General features: G+C 45.9%; 17 protein-coding genes. All 17 read left to right on the top strand.

Annotation, left to right across the window (positions count from 1 at the left end; translation table 11 throughout):
• The first annotated feature begins 2 nt into the window (after positions 1–2).
• Complete coding sequence (gene ilvI, locus Xind_RS12785) at positions 3–1,730, top strand: acetolactate synthase 3 large subunit (RefSeq protein ID WP_047681730.1); 1,728 nt, start codon at positions 3–5, stop codon at positions 1,728–1,730.
• Between the two features lie 2 nt (positions 1,731–1,732).
• Positions 1,733–2,224, top strand: a complete 492-nt coding sequence (gene ilvN / locus Xind_RS12780; protein WP_047681733.1) for an acetolactate synthase small subunit — start codon at positions 1,733–1,735, stop codon at positions 2,222–2,224.
• Positions 2,225–2,313: 89 nt separating this feature from the next.
• Positions 2,314–3,321 (top strand): catabolite repressor/activator, encoded by a 1,008-nt coding sequence (cra, locus tag Xind_RS12775; protein WP_187650174.1) that lies wholly within the window; start codon positions 2,314–2,316, stop codon positions 3,319–3,321.
• 647 nt (positions 3,322–3,968) lie between these two features.
• Positions 3,969–4,427 carry a division/cell wall cluster transcriptional repressor MraZ gene (mraZ, locus tag Xind_RS12770; RefSeq protein WP_047681738.1) on the top strand — a complete coding sequence of 153 codons (459 nt, stop codon included), beginning with the start codon at positions 3,969–3,971 and terminating at the stop codon, positions 4,425–4,427.
• Between the two features lie 2 nt (positions 4,428–4,429).
• A complete protein-coding gene (rsmH, locus tag Xind_RS12765) occupies positions 4,430–5,374 on the top strand; it encodes a 16S rRNA (cytosine(1402)-N(4))-methyltransferase RsmH (RefSeq protein WP_047681740.1) in 945 nt (314 codons plus the stop codon).
• Positions 5,371–5,691: a cell division protein FtsL gene (ftsL, locus tag Xind_RS12760; protein WP_047681743.1), complete on the top strand. Its 321-nt coding sequence runs from the start codon at positions 5,371–5,373 to the stop codon at positions 5,689–5,691. Before rsmH ends, ftsL begins: the two co-directional genes overlap by 4 nt.
• Positions 5,692–5,718: 27 nt before the next feature.
• Complete coding sequence (locus Xind_RS12755; RefSeq protein WP_047681746.1) at positions 5,719–7,473, top strand: peptidoglycan glycosyltransferase FtsI; 1,755 nt, start codon at positions 5,719–5,721, stop codon at positions 7,471–7,473.
• A 29-nt stretch (positions 7,474–7,502) separates the two neighbouring features.
• Positions 7,503–8,990 (top strand): UDP-N-acetylmuramoyl-L-alanyl-D-glutamate--2,6-diaminopimelate ligase, encoded by a 1,488-nt coding sequence (murE, locus tag Xind_RS12750; RefSeq protein WP_187650173.1) that lies wholly within the window; start codon positions 7,503–7,505, stop codon positions 8,988–8,990.
• A complete protein-coding gene (murF, locus tag Xind_RS12745; protein WP_187650172.1) occupies positions 8,987–10,369 on the top strand; it encodes a UDP-N-acetylmuramoyl-tripeptide--D-alanyl-D-alanine ligase in 1,383 nt (460 codons plus the stop codon). The genes murE and murF overlap by 4 nt, the downstream gene beginning before the upstream one ends.
• A complete protein-coding gene (mraY, locus tag Xind_RS12740) occupies positions 10,363–11,445 on the top strand; it encodes a phospho-N-acetylmuramoyl-pentapeptide-transferase (RefSeq protein ID WP_047681754.1) in 1,083 nt (360 codons plus the stop codon). The genes murF and mraY overlap by 7 nt, the downstream gene beginning before the upstream one ends.
• A gap of 14 nt (positions 11,446–11,459) precedes the next feature.
• On the top strand, positions 11,460–12,830 hold the full coding sequence (gene murD / locus Xind_RS12735; RefSeq protein ID WP_187650191.1) for a UDP-N-acetylmuramoyl-L-alanine--D-glutamate ligase: 1,371 nt from the start codon (positions 11,460–11,462) through the stop codon (positions 12,828–12,830).
• Complete coding sequence (gene ftsW, locus Xind_RS12730; RefSeq protein ID WP_047681757.1) at positions 12,830–14,023, top strand: cell division protein FtsW; 1,194 nt, start codon at positions 12,830–12,832, stop codon at positions 14,021–14,023. The genes murD and ftsW overlap by 1 nt, the downstream gene beginning before the upstream one ends.
• Positions 14,020–15,105, top strand: a complete 1,086-nt coding sequence (gene murG, locus Xind_RS12725; RefSeq protein WP_187650171.1) for an undecaprenyldiphospho-muramoylpentapeptide beta-N-acetylglucosaminyltransferase — start codon at positions 14,020–14,022, stop codon at positions 15,103–15,105. Before ftsW ends, murG begins: the two co-directional genes overlap by 4 nt.
• Positions 15,106–15,195: 90 nt before the next feature.
• Positions 15,196–16,671, top strand: coding sequence for a UDP-N-acetylmuramate--L-alanine ligase (gene murC, locus Xind_RS12720; protein WP_187650170.1), 1,476 nt, complete (start codon positions 15,196–15,198; stop codon positions 16,669–16,671).
• Positions 16,664–17,584 (top strand): D-alanine--D-alanine ligase, encoded by a 921-nt coding sequence (locus Xind_RS12715; RefSeq protein ID WP_187650169.1) that lies wholly within the window; start codon positions 16,664–16,666, stop codon positions 17,582–17,584. Before murC ends, Xind_RS12715 begins: the two co-directional genes overlap by 8 nt.
• Before the next feature lies 1 nt (position 17,585).
• The gene (gene ftsQ, locus Xind_RS12710; protein ID WP_047681768.1) at positions 17,586–18,392 is read left to right on the top strand and encodes a cell division protein FtsQ; all 807 of its coding nucleotides are present in this window, start codon (positions 17,586–17,588) and stop codon (positions 18,390–18,392) included.
• A 35-nt stretch (positions 18,393–18,427) separates the two neighbouring features.
• Complete coding sequence (ftsA, locus tag Xind_RS12705) at positions 18,428–19,684, top strand: cell division protein FtsA (RefSeq protein ID WP_047681771.1); 1,257 nt, start codon at positions 18,428–18,430, stop codon at positions 19,682–19,684.
• The last annotated feature ends 3 nt before the right edge of the window (positions 19,685–19,687 follow it).

The following is a 19,687-nucleotide window of genomic DNA, read 5'->3' as shown; positions in this document are numbered from 1 at the left end:
CGATGGAGATGTTGTCAGGAGCCGAAATGGTCGTCAGATCGTTAATCGATCAGGGCGTTGAACATGTATTCGGTTATCCGGGTGGGGCAGTTTTGGATATTTATGATGCCCTGCATACGGTTGGGGGAATAGAGCATATTCTGGTTCGTCATGAACAGGGAGCTGTTCATATGGCAGATGGATATACTCGTTCAACGGGAAAAACAGGGGTTGTATTAGTCACTTCAGGACCAGGAGCAACCAACGCTATCACGGGAATTGCAACAGCCTATATGGATTCAGTACCGATGGTCGTGCTGTCTGGTCAGGTGCCTAGCTCTCTGATAGGTAATGATGCTTTTCAAGAATGTGATATGGTAGGGATCTCGCGTCCTATCGTAAAACACAGTTTTCTGGTGAAGAAAGCAGAAGATATCCCAAGTACAATCAAGAAAGCCTTCTATCTGGCGGCAAGCGGTCGGCCAGGGCCTGTTGTTATTGATTTTCCTAAGGATACTGTCAATCCAGCACTGAAATTTCCCTATGTTTATCCAGAAAAAATCAGTATGCGTTCTTATAACCCCACGATACAGGGGCATAAAGGACAGATTAAGCGTTCGCTGAAAACACTGCTGGATGCGAAAAAGCCAGTGCTGTATGTGGGCGGTGGTGCCATCAGTTCAGGGTGTTCACCGCAATTGCTGAAACTGGCAGAGCATTTTCATCTTCCTGTTGTCAGTTCGCTGATGGGGCTTGGTGCTTTTCCTGCGACTCACCGGCAGAGTCTGGGAATGTTGGGAATGCATGGCACGTTTGAAGCCAACAAAGCAATGCACAATTCTGATGTTATTTTTGCTGTGGGGGTGCGTTTTGATGATCGTACTACCAATAATCTTGCTAAATATTGCCCGAAAGCGACGGTATTACACATTGATATCGATCCAACATCAATTTCCAAAACTGTAACGGCTGATATTCCGATTGTGGGTGATGCCAGACAGGTACTTGGTCAAATGCTGGAGTTGTTGGATACAACGGAAGATACACAAGACCCGGATGCCATAAAAGATTGGTGGCTTTCCATTGAACAGTGGCGTAGCCGCAAGTGCCTTGATTATGATCGCACCCGTCCGAAAATAAAACCGCAGGCGGTGATTGAAACCCTCTATCGCCTGACCGAAGGAAAAGCCTATCTCGCATCAGATGTCGGCCAGCATCAGATGTTCGCCGCACTGCATTATCCATTTGATGAGCCAAGACACTGGATTAACTCCGGTGGCTTAGGCACCATGGGATTTGGTTTGCCGGCAGCACTGGGGGTTAAGCTGGCGAAACCGGAAGCGACCGTAGTATGTGTGACAGGAGATGGCAGTATTCAGATGAATATTCAGGAACTGTCCACTGCATTACAGTATGGTTTGCCGGTGCTGGTACTGAACTTAAACAACCGTTTTTTAGGGATGGTGAAACAGTGGCAGGATATAATTTATGCCGGTCGCCACTCTCAATCCTATATGGAGTCACTACCTGATTTCGTCAAATTAGCAGAGGCTTATGGTCACATTGGTGTATCTATCCGAACGTATGATGAACTGGAAAGTAAACTGACTCAGGCTTTGCGTGAAGTGACTGAAAACCAGCGTCTGGTTTTTGTTGATGTTACCGTTGATGAAACAGAACACGTTTATCCAATGCAGATCCGGGGTGGAGCAATGGATGAGATGTGGTTAAGCAAAACAGAGAGGACCTGATCATGCGCCGGATTTTGTCTGTATTACTTGAAAACGAATCGGGCGCATTGTCTCGTGTGGTCGGGCTGTTTTCCCAACGTGGCTATAATATTGAAAGTCTGACAGTGGCACCAACGGAAGACCCAACTTTGTCACGTATGACTATTCAAACCAAAGGCGATGCTAAGGTATTAGAGCAGATTGAAAAACAATTACATAAGCTGGTGGATGTTCTACGGGTCAATGAGTTAACTGCCGGTGCTCATGTTGAACGTGAAATTATGCTGGCGAAGTTACAGGCCAGTGGATATGGCCGTGAAGAAATCAAACGTAGCACAGATATCTTTCGCGGGCAGATCGTTGATGTCACTTCAACGTTGTATACCGTTCAGTTGGTGGGTACGAGCGAAAAACTGGATGCATTTCTTGATGCTGTGCGAGAGGTTGCAGAAATCGTGGAAGTGGTACGTTCAGGTATTGTTGGTGTCAGCCGTGGTGAGAAAATTATGCGATGAAAGATCGCAATATGCGGATTAATATACAGATATTTACCGGGCCCTACTGTAAAGTAGGGCTTTTTCTATCATATTACTGAGGGGTTAATGTGAAACTGGATGAGATCGCCCGTTTAGCAGGGGTTTCACGTACTACGGCCAGTTATGTTATCAATGGTAAAGCCAAACAGTATCGTGTCAGCGATAAGACAGTAGAAAAAGTGATGGCAGTGGTCAGGGAGCATAACTACCATCCTAATGCTGTTGCCGCGGGTCTTCGGGCGGGGCGCACCCGTTCAATTGGTTTAGTGATACCGGATTTGGAAAATACGAGCTATACCCGCATTGCCAACTATCTTGAACGTCAGGCACGGCAACGCGGGTATCAGTTATTGATAGCCTGTTCTGAAGATCAGCCAGATAATGAAATGCGTTGCGTTGAACATCTTTTGCAGCGACAAGTGGATGCTATTATTGTTTCCACCGCTCTTCCTCCTGAACATCCATTTTATCAACGTTGGGCAAATCGCTCTCTGCCGATTATCGCACTTGATCGTGCATTGGATAGTGAACATTTTGTCAGTGTTGTCGGGGATGATCTCGAAGATGCGAAAATGCTGGCACAGGAATTGCGTCAATTCCCGTCAGAATCTGTTCTTTATTTGGGTGCACTGCCTGAATTATCAGTTAGCTTTTTACGCGAGCAAGGATTCCGCGAAGCATGGGAAAATGATCCGCGTAAAGTGAACTATCTTTATGCGAACAGTTATGAACGTGAAGCCGCCGCAGAAGTTTTTGCTTCATGGTTGGAAAATAATCCAGTGCCTCAGGCGTTATACACAACTTCATTTGCCTTGCTCCAGGGAGTGATGGATACCATTCTTAAACGCAGTGGACGATTGCCGGAGCAATTGGTCATTGCAACGTTTGGTGACCATGAATTACTCGATTTTCTTGAATGTCCGGTGTTATCAGTGGCACAACGCCATCGTGATGTTGCCGAACAGGCTCTGTCGCTAGTATTAGCCAGTCTGGATGAAAAACAGAGACCCGCTCCGGGAATGACACGTATGCGCCGTCATTTATGTCGCCGCGGAAGTTTGAGCCGTAAAATCTGATTGTGTGCCCTCATGTAATATGAGGGTACTTATCATGTATCTAAAATCATTAAAATGGGTTCGTTGACTTAATTTTGAGATTATTCTGACTAAAATTTTTCTAAACAAAAATCCATGAGTAAAAAAATGGCTGACCTGCTATTGAAGATAAAAAAATAGATTTTTTCTTTTAAAATGGCACTATAAATGAATGTTATTTCTTTAATGGAAGAAAATATTCTATTTGATTGATATTAAAATAATTGTAGTTTCTGGTATTCTATTTTATTTCATTTTATTATTACTTTTTATACTATTTTAACTTGAGTATATTTTTATTATTGATAGATTACCACTGATTAACAATTGGGCAATAATGCGATATGGATTACATAAATTAATTTAAGTGGTAATTATTTGCCCTAAAAAATTTTTTTCAGATTAGCCCCGTCAGCATCATTAAATAATTCATATTTATCATAGTGTTATATTTTATAAATATTACCAAATCTGAAAAATCCTTCTTTTTCTCTCTTAAATCTTTCTGTAAATCTAGCTAAAGCACATCGGCTCTGGCTTGACAAGGTTTTCATACCATCCGTAAACTCTTAATTGTGGTGATTTGTGGGATAATGTGGAGATTTGGGCCACCAAGGGGTAACCTGAGTATGTTTCGTGGAGCAACGCTGGTTAATCTCGATACTAAAGGGCGACTTACTGTACCTGCCCGATATAGGGAAACACTGAATACGGAATCAAAAGGTCAAATGGTTTGTACAATTGATCTTCATCAGCCGTGTCTGTTGCTCTATACATTACCCGAATGGGAAATCATCGAAGAAAAATTATCTCGCTTATCCAGCATGAACCCAGCCGAACGTCGCGTTCAACGTTTGTTATTAGGACACGCTAGTGAATGCCAAATGGACAGTGCAGGGCGTCTTCTGTTAGCCAATACATTGCGTCAGCATGCAGGGCTAACAAAAGAAGTCATGCTGGTTGGGCAATTTAATAAATTTGAATTGTGGGATGAGCAAGTCTGGTATCAGCAGGTACAGAGTGATATTGCGACTGAACAATCCACACATGAACCTTTATCAGCAAGGCTACAGGATTTATCACTATAAACATGGCAAATAGTCATTTTAAGCACACCAGTGTATTACTGGATGAAGCTGTCAATGGACTGAATATCCGGGAAGATGGAATTTATATTGATGGAACATTCGGGCGAGGGGGACACTCTCGCCTGATTTTATCAAAGTTGGGGCCGAATGGTCGTTTGATGGCAATAGATCGCGATCCGCAGGCCATTGAAGCATCAAAAACAATTACTGATTTGCGTTTCTCTATTACTCATGGGCCATTTTCAGATTTGGCTACTTATGTAAGAGATGCAGGTCTGGCTGGAAAAATCGATGGTATTTTGCTGGATTTAGGGGTGTCTTCACCGCAACTGGATGATCCTGAACGTGGTTTCTCATTTATGCGTGATGGGCCTTTGGATATGCGGATGGATCCCACCCGGGGACAATCAGCCTCAGAATGGTTGATGAAGGCTGAAGCAGATGATATTGCGTGGGTACTGAAAACTTTTGGTGAAGAACGTTTTGCCAAACGAATTGCGAGAGCCATTGTTGCTCGCAATCAGGAAGAACCCATCACGCGGACCAGAGAATTGGCAGAGCTAATTGCTCAGGCGAGTCCAATTAAGGAGAAACATAAGCATCCTGCGACACGCAGTTTTCAGGCTATCAGGATCTACATTAACAGTGAACTGGAAGAAATAGAACGTGCATTGGAAGGTGCATTACAGGTTTTAGCACCACAAGGGCGATTATCAGTCATCAGTTTCCACTCGTTGGAAGATCGCATAGTGAAACGCTTTATCCAGCAACATAGTCAGGGGCCACAGGTTCCAGCAGGTTTGCCTCTTACCGAAGTGCAATTAAAAGCATTAGGGGGGCGTAGTCTGAAATCAATTGGCAGGTTGAAACCCTCAGGGGATGAAGTGGCAACCAATCCGAGAGCGAGAAGCTCGGTATTGCGATTTGCTGAAAAGGCAGGTGAATAATGGCAGGTGAACGTCATGGATTAGTGGGAGTCATTGGCAGCGATTTAATCCGCAATGCCAAAATCCCATTGATTTTACTGGTGGCTGTAGTGATTTCAGCGATCAGTGTTGTGACGGTCACCCATCAGACCCGCTTATTGACTGCGGAGAAAGAACGTCAGGCAATTCAGATTGATGCCCAAGATATTGAATGGCGTAACTTGCTCCTTGAAGAAAATGCATTGGGTGACCACAGTCGGATCGAATCTATAGCGACTGAAAAATTTCATATGCAACATGTCGATCCGGTACAAGAAAATATTGTGATTACTCAATAAGTCCAGTTGACAACTAAAAGGTAGGCGATGAAAGCTGCACGCTCTTTAAAGTTGAAAAAACAAGAAGATAAAGCCAGTTTTGTCAGATGGCGTTTTGTCTTACTGTGTGGAGGCATTTCGCTTGCTTTAATCGGGCTTTTGATTCGAGTGGCTTATTTGCAGATCATTAATCCTGATCGTTTGGTGAAAGAAGGGGATTCCCGCTCTCTGCGTGTCCAATCTATTCCGACTGCCCGTGGCATGATTAACGATCGCAATGGACGCCCATTGGCAGTCAGTATACCTGTAGATGCTGTCTGGGCAGATCCCAAAGAAATCTTTGAAAAAGGCGGTATTACGGATGACACCCGTTGGCAGGCGTTAGCTGATGCGCTCTCCATTCCTCTTGATCAATTAACCAGTAAAATCAATGAATATCCTAAAGGGCGTTTTGTTTATCTTGCTCGTCAAGTTAATACCTCTATTGGTGATTATGTTGGAAAACTGAAACTTCCGGGTATCTATTTGCGCCAGGAGTCCCGCCGTTATTATCCGGCAGGGCAGGTGACTGCACATATTATTGGTGTGACCAATATTGATGGCAATGGTATCGAGGGGGTGGAAAAGAGTTTCGATAGCTGGCTGACAGGTAAGCCGGGAAGCCGGACTGTTCGTAAAGATCGCACCGGGCGAGTTATTGAAGATGTTTCATCTGTAGACAGAAAAGCTGCTCATGATTTGGCTCTCAGTATTGATGAGCGTCTTCAGACTTTGGTTTATCGGGAATTGATGAAAGCTGTGGTACTTAACAAGGCGGAATCTGGCTCTGCCGTATTGGTAGACGTTAACACTGGCGAAGTGTTGGCAATGGCAAACAGCCCGTCTTATAACCCGAATAATCTGGCGGGAACGCCAAAAGATGCCATGCGTAATCGTACCATTACTGATATGTTCGAACCCGGTTCTACAGTGAAACCGTTGGTTGTGATGAGTGCGCTGAATAGTGGCATTGTTAAAGAAAATACCGTGTTGGATACCAGACCTTACCGATTGATGTATGGTTCGAGAGGACATGAAATCAAAGACGTAGCGCCACGTCCTGAGTTAACCATCACGGGGATTTTACAGAAATCGAGTAACGTTGGTGTTTCTAAACTGGCGTTAGCGATGCCTGCCTCGGAGCTGGTAGATGTTTATTACCGCTTTGGGATGGGAAAACCGACCGATTTGGGGTTGGTCGGAGAAAAGAGTGGTGTATTTCCAAAAAATAGACAACGGTGGTCTGATCTTGAGAGGGCCACCTTCTCTTTCGGCTACGGGCTGATGGTAACACCGTTACAGTTAGCGCGAGTCTACGCAACAATAGGCAGCTTCGGTATTTATCGTCCTTTATCAATTACTAAGGTCGATCCCCCAGTTCCGGGTACTCGAGTATTTCCTGAGAATATCATGCGCACAGTGGTGCACATGATGGAGAGTGTGGCATTGCCTGGTGGAGGTGGGGTACGTGCGGCAATAAAAGGTTACCGCATTGCAATCAAAACCGGTACGGCGAAAAAAGTCGGGCCGGATGGCAAGTATGTCAATAAATATATCTCTTATACCGCAGGAGTTGCGCCTGCGAGTAACCCACGTTTTGCACTGGTTGTGATTGTCGATGATCCACAAGCAGGTAAATATTATGGCGGTGCAGTTTCAGCGCCTATTTTCGGCAACATCATGAGTAGTGTTCTCCGTACGATGAACGTCGAGCCTGATGCATTGCCTGCGGACGATAAAAAAGAGTTCGTGGTTAATAACTAATTTGTGATGAATAAATAAAGAGGATAAAAGTGGAAGATCGTAATTTACGCGATTTATTGGCTCTTTGGGGAGTTGATGCTCCTGAGCTTCCGCTGCGAGAAATGACATTGGATAGCCGCAAAGCGGCTGCCGGAGATCTGTTTGTTGCGGTTAAAGGGCACCAGGCAGATGGTCGAAAATACATTCCTCAAGCTATCGCTCAAGGGGTCGCTGCGGTGATCGCTGAAGCGAAGGGAAAAGCGGATAACGGCACTATTCAGGAAATACACGGTGTTCCAGTTATCTATTTTGATGATTTAAATAATAAACTGTCGAAATTGGCAGGTGAATTTTATCAACATCCAGGTAATAAATTAAAACTGGTAGGTGTGACGGGCACCAACGGTAAGACCACGACAACACAATTATTGGCACAGTGGAGTCAAGCTCTTGGAGAAACCAGTGCGGTAATGGGTACGGTAGGGAATGGCCTGCTAGGTATGACAGTTCCCAGTGAAAATACCACAGGCTCCGCCGTTGATATTCAACTTGATTTACAACAGCTCGTCGATCAGCACGCAACTTTTGCAGCAATGGAAGTTTCTTCACACGGTCTGGTTCAAGGGCGAGTAGCTGCATTACCTTTTCAGGCTGCTGTTTTCACTAACTTAAGCCGTGATCATCTTGACTATCATGGTGATATGAAAAATTACGAAGAAGCCAAATGGTTGTTGTTTAGTAACCATGAAGTCAAACAAAAAATTATTAATGCCGATGATGAGGTTGGGCTGAAATGGCTCTCTTGTCTGCCAGAAGCCGTTGCTGTCACGATGGAAAATCGTTTGCCGGAAAGTTGGCAGGGGCGTTGGTTATCCGCGGAGGAAGTTCGTTATCACAATAAAGGTGCCTCCATTGCATTTACCTCTAGTTGGGGGACAGGAACTATCAAGAGTCCTCTGATGGGGGCCTTTAATGTCAGCAATCTGCTATTGGCGCTTGCAACGCTATTATCACTGCAATATCCATTGGAAAAATTGCTGAAGACGGCGTCTTGTCTGATGCCCGTCTGTGGGCGTATGGAGGTCTTTTCGGCATCAGCTCACCCTACGGTTGTCGTGGATTATGCCCACACTCCGGATGCATTGGAAAAAGCGCTGGTTGCTGCACGGTTGCATTGTAAGGGGCAGCTCTGGTGTGTATTTGGTTGTGGAGGAGATCGCGATAAAGGCAAACGTCCACTGATGGGAGGCGTTGCAGAACAAGAGGCTGACCGAGTTGTTGTTACTGATGATAATCCCCGTAGCGAAGAACCTCAGTCTATTGTTGCGGATATTTTGGCGGGTTTCATCAACCCGGGAAGTGCAATGGTTATTCATGGGCGTGTTGAAGCTGTCACCAGTGCCATCATGCAGGCGGGTGAGGAAGATGTTGTGCTGGTAGCAGGTAAAGGCCATGAGGATTATCAATTAGTGGGTAATCGTCGGTTGGATTACTCAGATCGCCTGACGGTTGCACGTTTATTGGGGGTGACCGCATGATCCCATTGACACTACAGCAACTGGTCCAAGTCACCGAAGGAACGCTACATTGTGTTTCTGAACAGCAGGCTGTTACCACTCAGATTCGGTCTGTAGAAACTGATAGCCGTAAAATAGTTCGTGGTGATCTGTTTATTGCTTTAAAAGGGGAAAACTTTGATGCCCATCACTTCGCGGCGGATGTTGCGAAACGGGGAGCAGGGGCATTATTGGTTAGCCGACCTCTTGATGTTAATTGTCCTCAAGTGATCGTGCAGGACACCCGTTTGGCAATGGGCAAACTGGCAAGTTGGGTTCGCCAGCAAAGTAATGCGCGAGTTGTTGCATTGACTGGTTCTTCCGGCAAAACATCGGTGAAAGAGATGACCGCAGCAATTTTGCGTCAATGTGGTAATACGCTGTATACCGCAGGGAATTTCAATAACGATATCGGTGTGCCATTAACCTTATTCAGACTCACTCAGGAACATCAGTTTGCCGTGATTGAGTTGGGCGCTAACCACATTGGTGAAATTGCTTATACCACTGAAATGGTACGTCCTGAAAGTGCATTGGTAAATAACCTGTTTTCTGCTCATCTGGAAGGATTTGGCTCGTTGGCGGGAGTTGCAAAAGCAAAAGGTGAAATTTTTGCAGGGCTTTCACCAACAGGAACCGTCATTATCAATCTGGAGAGCAATGACTGGCATAACTGGCAGCAGGCTAGCAGTGAGCAACAGACAGTGTGGCGTTTTTCTATTACCCCGACAGCAGAAGCTGATTTTTACGCGACAGATATTCAAGAGCAGTTATTGGAAACGCATTTTTGTCTGCATACGCCAATTGGAAGTTGTAACGTTATGTTACCGCTACCCGGCAAACATAATATTGCCAATGTGTTAGCTGCCAGTGCGCTGGCGATTTCTGTAGGGGCTTCCCTCGATAATATTCACGCTGGCCTATTGGCGTTGAAAGCGGTTCCGGGGCGTTTATTCCCTGTTCATTTGGCCGAGGGAAAAATGGTTTTGGATGACACCTATAATGCCAATCCGGGTTCTATGATTGCCGCAGCGCAAGTGTTGTCCCGGATGCCCGGCTATCGCGTGATGGTTGTCAGCGATATGGGGGAATTGGGAGAACAGGCGGTTGAATGTCACCGTCAGGTTGGTGAAGCCATCGCCTCTACAAACATCGATCAATTAATTAGCGTCGGGCCTTTAAGTGTATATATCTCTGATGCAAGTGGCCGGGGGCAGCATTTTGCAAACAAGGCTGAATTAGTTGCAGCTCTGCTTCCTTTACTGAAAAAACACGAAACGATTTCTGTATTAATTAAAGGTTCACGCAGTACCAAAATGGAAGAGGTAGTGAACTCATTGAAGGAGAACTTCCAATGTTAGTTTGGCTAGCCGAATATCTGGTTAAATATCACACCGGTTTTAACGTCTTTTCCTATCTGACGTTCAGAGCCATTGTCGGCTTGCTGACTGCACTGTTTATTGCGCTGTGGATGGGACCAACTTTAATTGCTTACCTGCAAAGATTACAGATCGGACAGGTTGTGCGCAATGACGGGCCAGAATCCCATTTAAGTAAGCGCGGAACACCGACTATGGGCGGGTTGCTGATCCTGTTCTCCATTACCATTTCTGTTCTGCTATGGGCACGTCTGGATAATCCTTACGTTTGGTGCGTACTGGTCGTTCTGCTTGGTTACGGCATCGTAGGATTCGTTGATGATTATCGAAAAGTTGTTCGTAAAGATACCAAGGGGTTGATTGCCCGCTGGAAATATTTTTGGCAGTCCGTACTGGCACTGGGTGTGGCATTTACAATGTACAGCATTGGTAAAGATACACCCGCGACACAACTGGTTGTGCCATTTTTCAAAGAGGTGATGCCGCAGCTTGGTCTGCTATATATCCTGTTGACTTATTTCGTGATTGTGGGCACCAGTAATGCGGTTAACCTGACAGATGGTCTGGATGGACTGGCAATTATGCCAACAGTTTTTGTAGCAGCCGGATTTGCATTGGTGGCGTGGGCGACAGGTAATGTTAATTTCGCTAACTATCTACACATTCCCTATTTAAGCCGTGCAGGGGAACTGGTAATTGTTTGTACCGCAATTGTCGGAGCAGGATTGGGTTTCCTGTGGTTTAACACTTATCCGGCACAAGTATTTATGGGCGATGTTGGCTCATTGGCTTTGGGCGGGGCACTGGGAACCATTGCGGTATTACTGCGTCAGGAATTCCTGCTGGTCATTATGGGCGGAGTATTCGTTGTAGAAACGCTGTCTGTCATTTTGCAAGTTGGTTCGTTCAAGTTACGAGGGCAGCGTATTTTCCGTATGGCACCTATTCATCACCACTATGAACTGAAAGGCTGGCCAGAACCGCGGGTTATTGTGCGTTTCTGGATTATTTCTTTGATGCTGGTGCTGATTGGTCTGGCAACATTAAAGGTACGTTAATCATGACGGGCTATATGACTAACAACACAGCGCCTAACTATATTGCTCCTAACTATATTACTCCTAACTACATGGGTAAAAAAGTTGTCATAGTTGGATTGGGGTTAACCGGACTTTCTTGTGTCGATTTTTTCATGGCGCGTGGTGTGACGCCACGTGTGATGGATACCCGTAGCCTGCCGCCGGGAATTGATAAGTTAGCTGATAACGTTGAATGTCATACAGGCAGTTTCAATACACAATGGTTGATGGAAGCTGACTTAATTGTCTCCAGCCCAGGTATTGCACTGGCAACACCTGAATTGCGGGCAGCGGCTGACGCCGGAGTTGAAATTGTCGGAGATATTGAACTGTTTTGTCGTGAAGCAACAGCACCAATTGTGGCTATTACCGGTTCAAATGGCAAAAGCACAGTGACCAGTCTGGTTGGTGAAATGGCAAAAGAAGCGGGATGGCAGGTTGGTGTAGGTGGGAACATCGGCATCCCGGCTTTATCGCTGTTAAAACAACCGACTAAACAGCCATCGTACCAGCTATATGTGCTGGAGCTTTCCAGTTTTCAGCTTGAGACGACTTACAGCCTGCGGGCAGCCGCAGCGACAGTTTTAAATGTCACTGAAGACCATGTGGTTCGTTACCCTGAAGGATTAGCACAATACCGTGCAGCAAAACTGCGTATCTATGATCAGGCAAAAGTATGTGTAGTGAATGCACAGGATGAGTTGACCTTGCCAATGGCAGGTAAAGATAGCCGTTGTATCAGTTTTGGAATAGATCGGGGTGATTATCAACTTGATAATGAACATCAGCAATTGGTCGTCAATCAACAATCACTGTTGTCCACACAGGAAATGTGTCTGACCGGGCAACACAACTACACCAACGGACTTGCAGCATTAGCACTGGCGGATGCTGTAGGTATACCTCGTGAGGCGAGCCTGCGGGCACTGCGAACATATCAGGGGTTGGCACATCGTTTTCAGGTAGTACATATGAGAAAGGGTGTTCGTTGGGTAAACGATTCTAAAGCAACCAATGTAGGCAGTACCCAGGCTGCGCTGAGTGGTCTGACCCTGGAAGGTACACTTTATCTTTTAGTGGGTGGAGATGGAAAAGAGGCAGATTTCGCGCCACTCAGACCTTATGTATTAGGGAATAACATTCGCCTTTACTGTTTTGGTCGTGATGGTAATCAGTTGGCACAATTGCGCCCGGAAGTATCCAGATTGACGGATACGATGGAACAGGCGATGCGGGAAATTGCACCGAAATTGATTACCGGAGATATGGTGTTATTGTCACCGGCCTGTGCGAGCTTTGATCAGTTTAATGGTTTTGAACATCGGGGGTGTGAATTCGCCCGTTTGGCGGAGGAGCTAGGCTAATGACCATTCCAGGCCTTGGTAAATTTAAACATTGGCTGGCGGATAATGTGGAGACAGATCCCACAGATATCGTCATGTATGATCGTACCCTGGTCTGGATGATATTGGGGTTAGCCGTGATTGGTTTTGTGATGGTGACATCAGCTTCAATGCCGGTTGGTCAGCGCCTTGCACAAGATCCATTTATCTTTGCGCGTCGCGATGCCATTTATCTGATTCTGTCGTTTAGTCTGTCACTTATCACACTACGTATTCCGATGGAGTTTTGGCAGCGTTACAGCAACGTCATGTTATTGATGACGATCATGATGTTGATCGTGGTGTTGTTTGTTGGTAGTTCAGTTAATGGAGCATCACGTTGGGTAGCAATTGGCCCCCTGCGTATTCAGCCAGCGGAATTGTCGAAGTTATCGCTTTTTTGTTATCTCTCCAGTTATTTGGTGAGAAAAGTGGAAGAGGTGAGAAACAACTTCTGGGGATTCTGTAAACCGATGGGGGTCATGATTGCGCTGGCTATCTTACTGCTGGCACAACCTGATCTGGGAACGGTGGTAGTACTGTTTGTGATAACACTGGCTCTGCTGTTTCTGGCAGGGGCAAAATTATGGCAATTTCTTGCCATCATTGGCTGCGGGATCTTTGCCGTCGTCGTGTTGATTGTGGCTGAACCATACCGGGTACGCCGGGTAACCTCTTTCCTGAACCCGTGGGATGATCCCTTCGGCAGTGGTTACCAGCTCACACAATCCCTGATGGCATTTGGCCGTGGAGATTTTTTTGGACAGGGGCTGGGGAATTCTGTTCAGAAGCTGGAATACTTGCCGGAAGCCCATACTGACTTTATTTTCTCTATTTTAGGAGAAGAATTAGGTTATTTGGGTGTGGTTTTAGTGTTGGCAATGGTATTCTTCGTCGCTTTCCGCGCAATGATGATTGGCCGCCGGGCATTACAGCTTGATCAACGTTTTGCTGGTTTTCTGGCATGTGCCATTGGTATCTGGTTCAGCTTTCAGGCATTTATCAATGTCGGCGCTGCTTCTGGAATGTTGCCGACAAAAGGGCTGACATTACCCCTTGTAAGTTACGGTGGTTCGAGTTTGCTCGTGATGTCAACAGCCATCGTTTTATTATTGCGAATTGACTATGAAGTGCGTCTGGCAAAAGCACAGGCGTTCGTAAGGAGCCCTAAATGAGTGGCAAAAACCGGCGGTTAATGGTAATGGCAGGCGGTACTGGAGGCCATGTGTTTCCGGGATTGGCGGTTGCCCATTATTTAAAAGAACAAGGCTGGGATATTCGCTGGTTAGGAACGGCTGATCGCATGGAGGCTAATTTAGTTCCGAAACATGGCATAGATATTGAGTTTATACAGATTTCCGGATTGCGCGGTAAAGGGATAAAAGCGCAGCTTGCCGCTCCTGTCAGAATTTTTAAGGCGATCCGGCAGGCTAAAGCAATTCTCCAACGCTATCAGCCGGACGTGGTGTTGGGGATGGGGGGATATGTTTCGGGACCAGGCGGCATTGCCGCATGGTTGTGCGGTATTCCGGTTATTCTGCATGAGCAAAATGGCATTGCCGGTTTGACTAACCGCTGGCTGGCGAAAATTGCGAAAACAGTCTTACAAGCATTTCCGGGAGCATTTCCTGAAGCACCTGTGGTTGGTAATCCGGTGCGTAAAGACGTATTGGCACTACCTGTGCCGGAAGAGCGTCTTGCAGGCAGACAAGGTCCTGTCCGTGTGTTGGTTGTTGGGGGGAGCCAGGGCGCGAGGATCTTGAACCAGACCATGCCGGAAGTGGCTGCCCGCATGGGAGACAGCATCACGATATGGCATCAGGCAGGGAAAGGTGCGCAAGAAGAGACGCAGAAAAAATATGGGAACGCAGCCAACTCTGAATTCAAAGTGACTGAGTTTATTGATGATATAGCGCAGGCTTATGCGTGGGCTGATATCGTAGTATGTCGTTCCGGCGCATTGACCGTCAGTGAAGTATCAGCGGCAGGATTACCCGCGATTTTTGTGCCATTTCAGCATAAAGATCGTCAACAATACTGGAATGCCTTACCACTGGAGAAAACAGGGGCGGCAAAGATACTCGAACAACCCCAATTTACGGCTGATGCTGTGGTGGAATTGCTGAAACAGTGGCAGCGCTCGCAATTGCGGGAAATGGCAAAAAAAGCCCGCTCCGTTGCCATTATTAATGCAACTGAACAAGTGGCTGCGGCATTAATTGATGCTGCTGAAAAATATTCAGGCCGTTCTAAATAGTTCTATATGTTCTGAACACATGTTCTGAATACCAGGTGTTCTGAATAACAGTAGAACAATGATGTAAACATAACGAGTGAAGATTAAAACGTGAATATACAACAGTTGGCGAAACTAAGAGCTTCAGTGCCTGAAATGAGAAAAGTCAGGCATATCCACTTTGTTGGCATTGGTGGTGCTGGCATGGGTGGTATCGCCGAGGTGTTGGCTAATGAAGGTTACCAAATAAGTGGTTCTGATCTGGCTCCCAACCCTGTCACACAACAGCTAATTGCTCTGGGAGCAACCATTTATTTTCATCACCGAGCGGAAAACGTGCGTAATGCCAGTGTCGTTGTTGCATCTACTGCAATTCCTGCTGACAACCCAGAAATTATTGCTGCTCGTGAAGCACGTATTCCGGTTATCCGTCGTGCAGAAATGTTGGCAGAGCTGATGCGTTATCGGCATGGGATTGCAGTTGCAGGAACACATGGCAAAACCACGACAACGGCGATGATTGCAGGCATCTATGCTCAGGCCGGCCTTGATCCTACATTTGTCAATGGTGGTTTAGTCAAAGCAGTGGGGACTCATGCGCGTCTCGGTACTAGCCGTTACCTGATTGCAGAAGCGGATGAAAGCGATGCTTCTTTCCTGCATTTGCAGCCGATGATGGCCGTTGTGACTAATATTGAGCCGGATCATATGGATACCTATCAGGGCGATTTCGAAAACCTGAAGCAAACATTTGTCAACTTCCTGCATAATTTGCCGTTTTACGGTCGCGCGGTGATGTGTGTCGATGATCCGGTTGTGAAGGCGTTAATTCCTCGCATCGGGCGTTATGTCACGACTTATGGCTTCAGCAAAGAGGCTGATGTTCGTATTACCCATTATGAACAAAAAGGGGCACAGGGCTTTTTCACGATCAGCCGTGAGGATTCGCCTGAACTTCATGTAGTTCTGAATGCACCTGGGCGACATAACGCGTTGAATGCCACTGCCGCGGTTGCGGTTGCGACCGAAGAAGGAATAGATGAAGCCGCTATTCTGGCATCATTGGCTGAATTTCAGGGAACCGGCCGTCGTTTTGATTTTCTTGGAGAATTTTCCCTCAGGAACATTAATGGCAAAAATGGCGGTGTGATGTTGGTGGATGATTATGGCCATCACCCGACCGAAGTTGATGCCACGATTAAAGCTGCACGAATGGGTTGGCCGGATAAACGTATTGTCATGGTATTCCAGCCTCATCGCTATACGAGAACGCGTGATCTGTATGATGATTTTGCCAACGTTTTAAATCAGGTGGATGTTTTATTAATGCTGGATGTGTATTCGGCAGGAGAAACGCCGATTCCGGGGGCGGACAGCCGTTCCTTATGTCGTACCATCCGAAGTCGAGGGAAGTTAGACCCTATATTTGTGTCAGAACCGGAACAAATTTCAGTCATATTGTCACAAATAATGGAAAACAACGACTTAGTATTAGTACAAGGTGCCGGGAATATCGGTAAAATAGCGCGCAATTTGGCTGAAACAAAATTACAGCCATCTTTTAATGAGGGGGAACATCATGGTTGATAAGGTCGCTGTTCTGTTTGGGGGAACTTCTGCTGAGCGTGAAGTTTCACTGCAATCGGGGCAAACTGTTTTGGCTGGGTTGAGAGAAGCAGGTATTAATGCACATTCAGTCGATACAAAATACGTTGATGTGACTAAACTCAAAGAAGAAGGGTTCAGCAAAGTCTTTATTGCTCTGCATGGGCGTGGTGGAGAAGACGGTACATTGCAAGGTTTACTAGAATTTTTGCAGATCCCCTATACCGGCAGCGGTGTAATGGCATCCGCCTTATCAATGGATAAATTGCGCACAAAACTGTTATGGCAGGGAGCAAAACTGCCCGTTCCTCCTTATGTCGTGATTAATTCTCAAAAATTTGAACAACTTAATGATTTTCGAATCAAAGAATATGTTCAAGAATTAGGGTTGCCACTTATGGTGAAGCCAAATCTGGAAGGTTCCAGTGTTGGCATGACCAAGGTGAATGACTATTCAGAACTGCGCGGCGCATTGGAACTGGCGTTCCAATATGACACAGATGTACTGGTTGAGAAGTGGCTGTTTGGCCCTGAGTATACAGTGGCATTTCTTGGTGATGAGATTCTTCCCTCCATCCGAATTCAGGCACCGGAAGTATTTTATGACTATGAAGCTAAATATATTTCCAACGAAACGAAATATTTCTGTCCAAGTGGTTTGAGCACAGAAAAAGAGCAGGAGTTGGCTGATATTGCATCAAAAGCTTATAAGGTGCTGGGCTGCTGTGGCTGGGGACGGGTTGATATTATGGATGATGGTAATGGCAATTTCTATTTATTAGAAGTGAACACTTCTCCAGGTATGACAAGTCATAGCCTGGTGCCTATTGCTGCACGTCAGGCAGGCTTAAATTTTTCACAGTTAGTCGCGAGAATTCTGGAGCTGGCCGATTGATATGTCACAGGCAGCCCGGAATACGCGGGAGATTGAAGTTAGAAGCTCCCGCCCCAGTAATGGTTATTATCTGGCTGGGATCCTTTTCTTCTTGATAGTGGTTGGCACTATCACATGGGGAGGCTGGATGACATTAGAGTGGATGAAGGATTCAAACAGGCTGCCACTTTCAAAACTGGTGTTAACTGGTGAGCGGCATTACACCACGAATGATGATGTCAGACAGGCCATTCTGTCACTGGGAACGCCTGAGACATTTATGACACAGGATGTGAATGTCATCCAGGAACAGATAGAGCAACTACCATGGATTAGGCAAGTCACTGTACGTAAACAGTGGCCTGATGAACTGAAAATTCATTTGGTAGAATACGTGCCTTATGTGCGTTGGAATGATACACGCATGTTGGATACGGAAGGAAGGGTGTTCAGTTTACCGATTGAGCGTAGTGCCGGGGGACATTATCCCATGCTCTATGGTCCGGAAGGTAAAGAAAAAGTCGTATTGGCAGAATATCGCACGATGGCTGTACAGCTTGCTGCACATAAAATGAAATTGAAAGCAGTGATCATGACGGCGCGTAATTCTTGGCAACTGGTACTGGATAATGACATCCGGTTGGAATTAGGCAATAAAGATCAAGAAGAACGAATTCAACGTTTTATTGAACTTTATCCTGTGTTGCTGAAAAACACGGGAAAACGTGTCGCCTATGTGGATTTACGTTATGACAGTGGTGTTGCGGTAGGTTGGGCTCCTTTATTAACTGATGCACCGGCTTTAATGAACGGGCAAGAAAATAAATAGTGACTGGCAATAATACAGAGACAGGCAGAATAACGATGATCAAATCAACGGACAGAAAATTAGTAGTTGGCCTTGAAATCGGGACAGCAAAGGTATCTGCCCTGGTTGGTGAAATTCTGCCCGATGGTATGGTTAATATTATCGGAGTGGGAAGTTGTCCATCCCGCGGCATGGATAAAGGTGGTGTCAATGATCTTGAGTCAGTCGTTAAATGTGTCCAGCGTGCGATTGACCAGGCTGAATTAATGGCTGATTGCCAAATATCTTCAGTTTATCTGGCGCTATCTGGCAAACATATTAGTTGTCAGAATGAGATTGGCATGGTGCCAATTTCAGAAGAAGAAGTGACACAGGATGATGTGGACAGTGTAGTCCATACCGCCAAATCAGTTCGTGTTCGCGATGAACACCGTATTTTGCATGTAATCCCACAAGAATACGCTATTGATTATCAGGAAGGGATCAAAAACCCGGTTGGGCTTTCTGGCGTGCGGATGCAGGCCAAAGTTCATTTGATTACCTGCCATAACGATATGGCGAAAAACATTGTAAAAGCTGTTGAGCGTTGTGGTTTGAAAGTTGACCAGCTTATTTTTGCAGGATTAGCAGCAAGTTATGCTGTTTTGACAGAAGATGAACGTGAATTAGGCGTTTGTGTCGTTGATATCGGCGGCGGAACGATGGATATCGCTGTATATACAGGCGGTGCATTGCGTCATACCAAAGTGATCCCATATGCAGGAAATGTTGTTACCAGTGATATTGCCTATGCATTTGGTACACCTCCGAGTGATGCTGAAACCATCAAAGTGCGCCATGGTTGCGCGTTGGGTTCGATAGTTAGCAAGGATGAAAGCGTCGAAGTCCCAAGTGTGGGAGGGCGTCCTCCCCGTAGTTTACAACGCCAGACATTGGCTGAGGTTATTGAGCCACGTTATACCGAACTGCTGAATTTAGTAAATGATGAAATTTTGCGATTGCAGGAGCAGTTGCGTCAGCAGGGAGTAAAACATCATCTGGCCGCAGGTATCGTTTTAACAGGCGGGGGTGCTCAAATAGATGGATTGGCCGAATGTGCTCAACGGGTATTCCATACTCAAGTACGTATTGGTCGTCCCCTGAACATTACCGGCTTGACAGATTATGTGCAGGAGCCTTGCTACTCAACAGCAGTCGGCCTTCTGCATTATGGCAAAGAATCCCACCTTGGCGGAGATTCTGATGCTGAGAAAAGAACGTCAGTGGGCGGCTGGTTCAAAAAAGTCAGTAGCTGGCTGAGAAAAGAATTTTGATTT

Source organism: Xenorhabdus indica (genome assembly GCF_014467235.1).
In the GTDB taxonomy this organism is placed as follows: domain Bacteria; phylum Pseudomonadota; class Gammaproteobacteria; order Enterobacterales; family Enterobacteriaceae; genus Xenorhabdus; species Xenorhabdus indica.
Note: the sequence above shows the minus strand (reverse complement) of the source record. Positions and strands in the feature narration are given on the sequence as shown.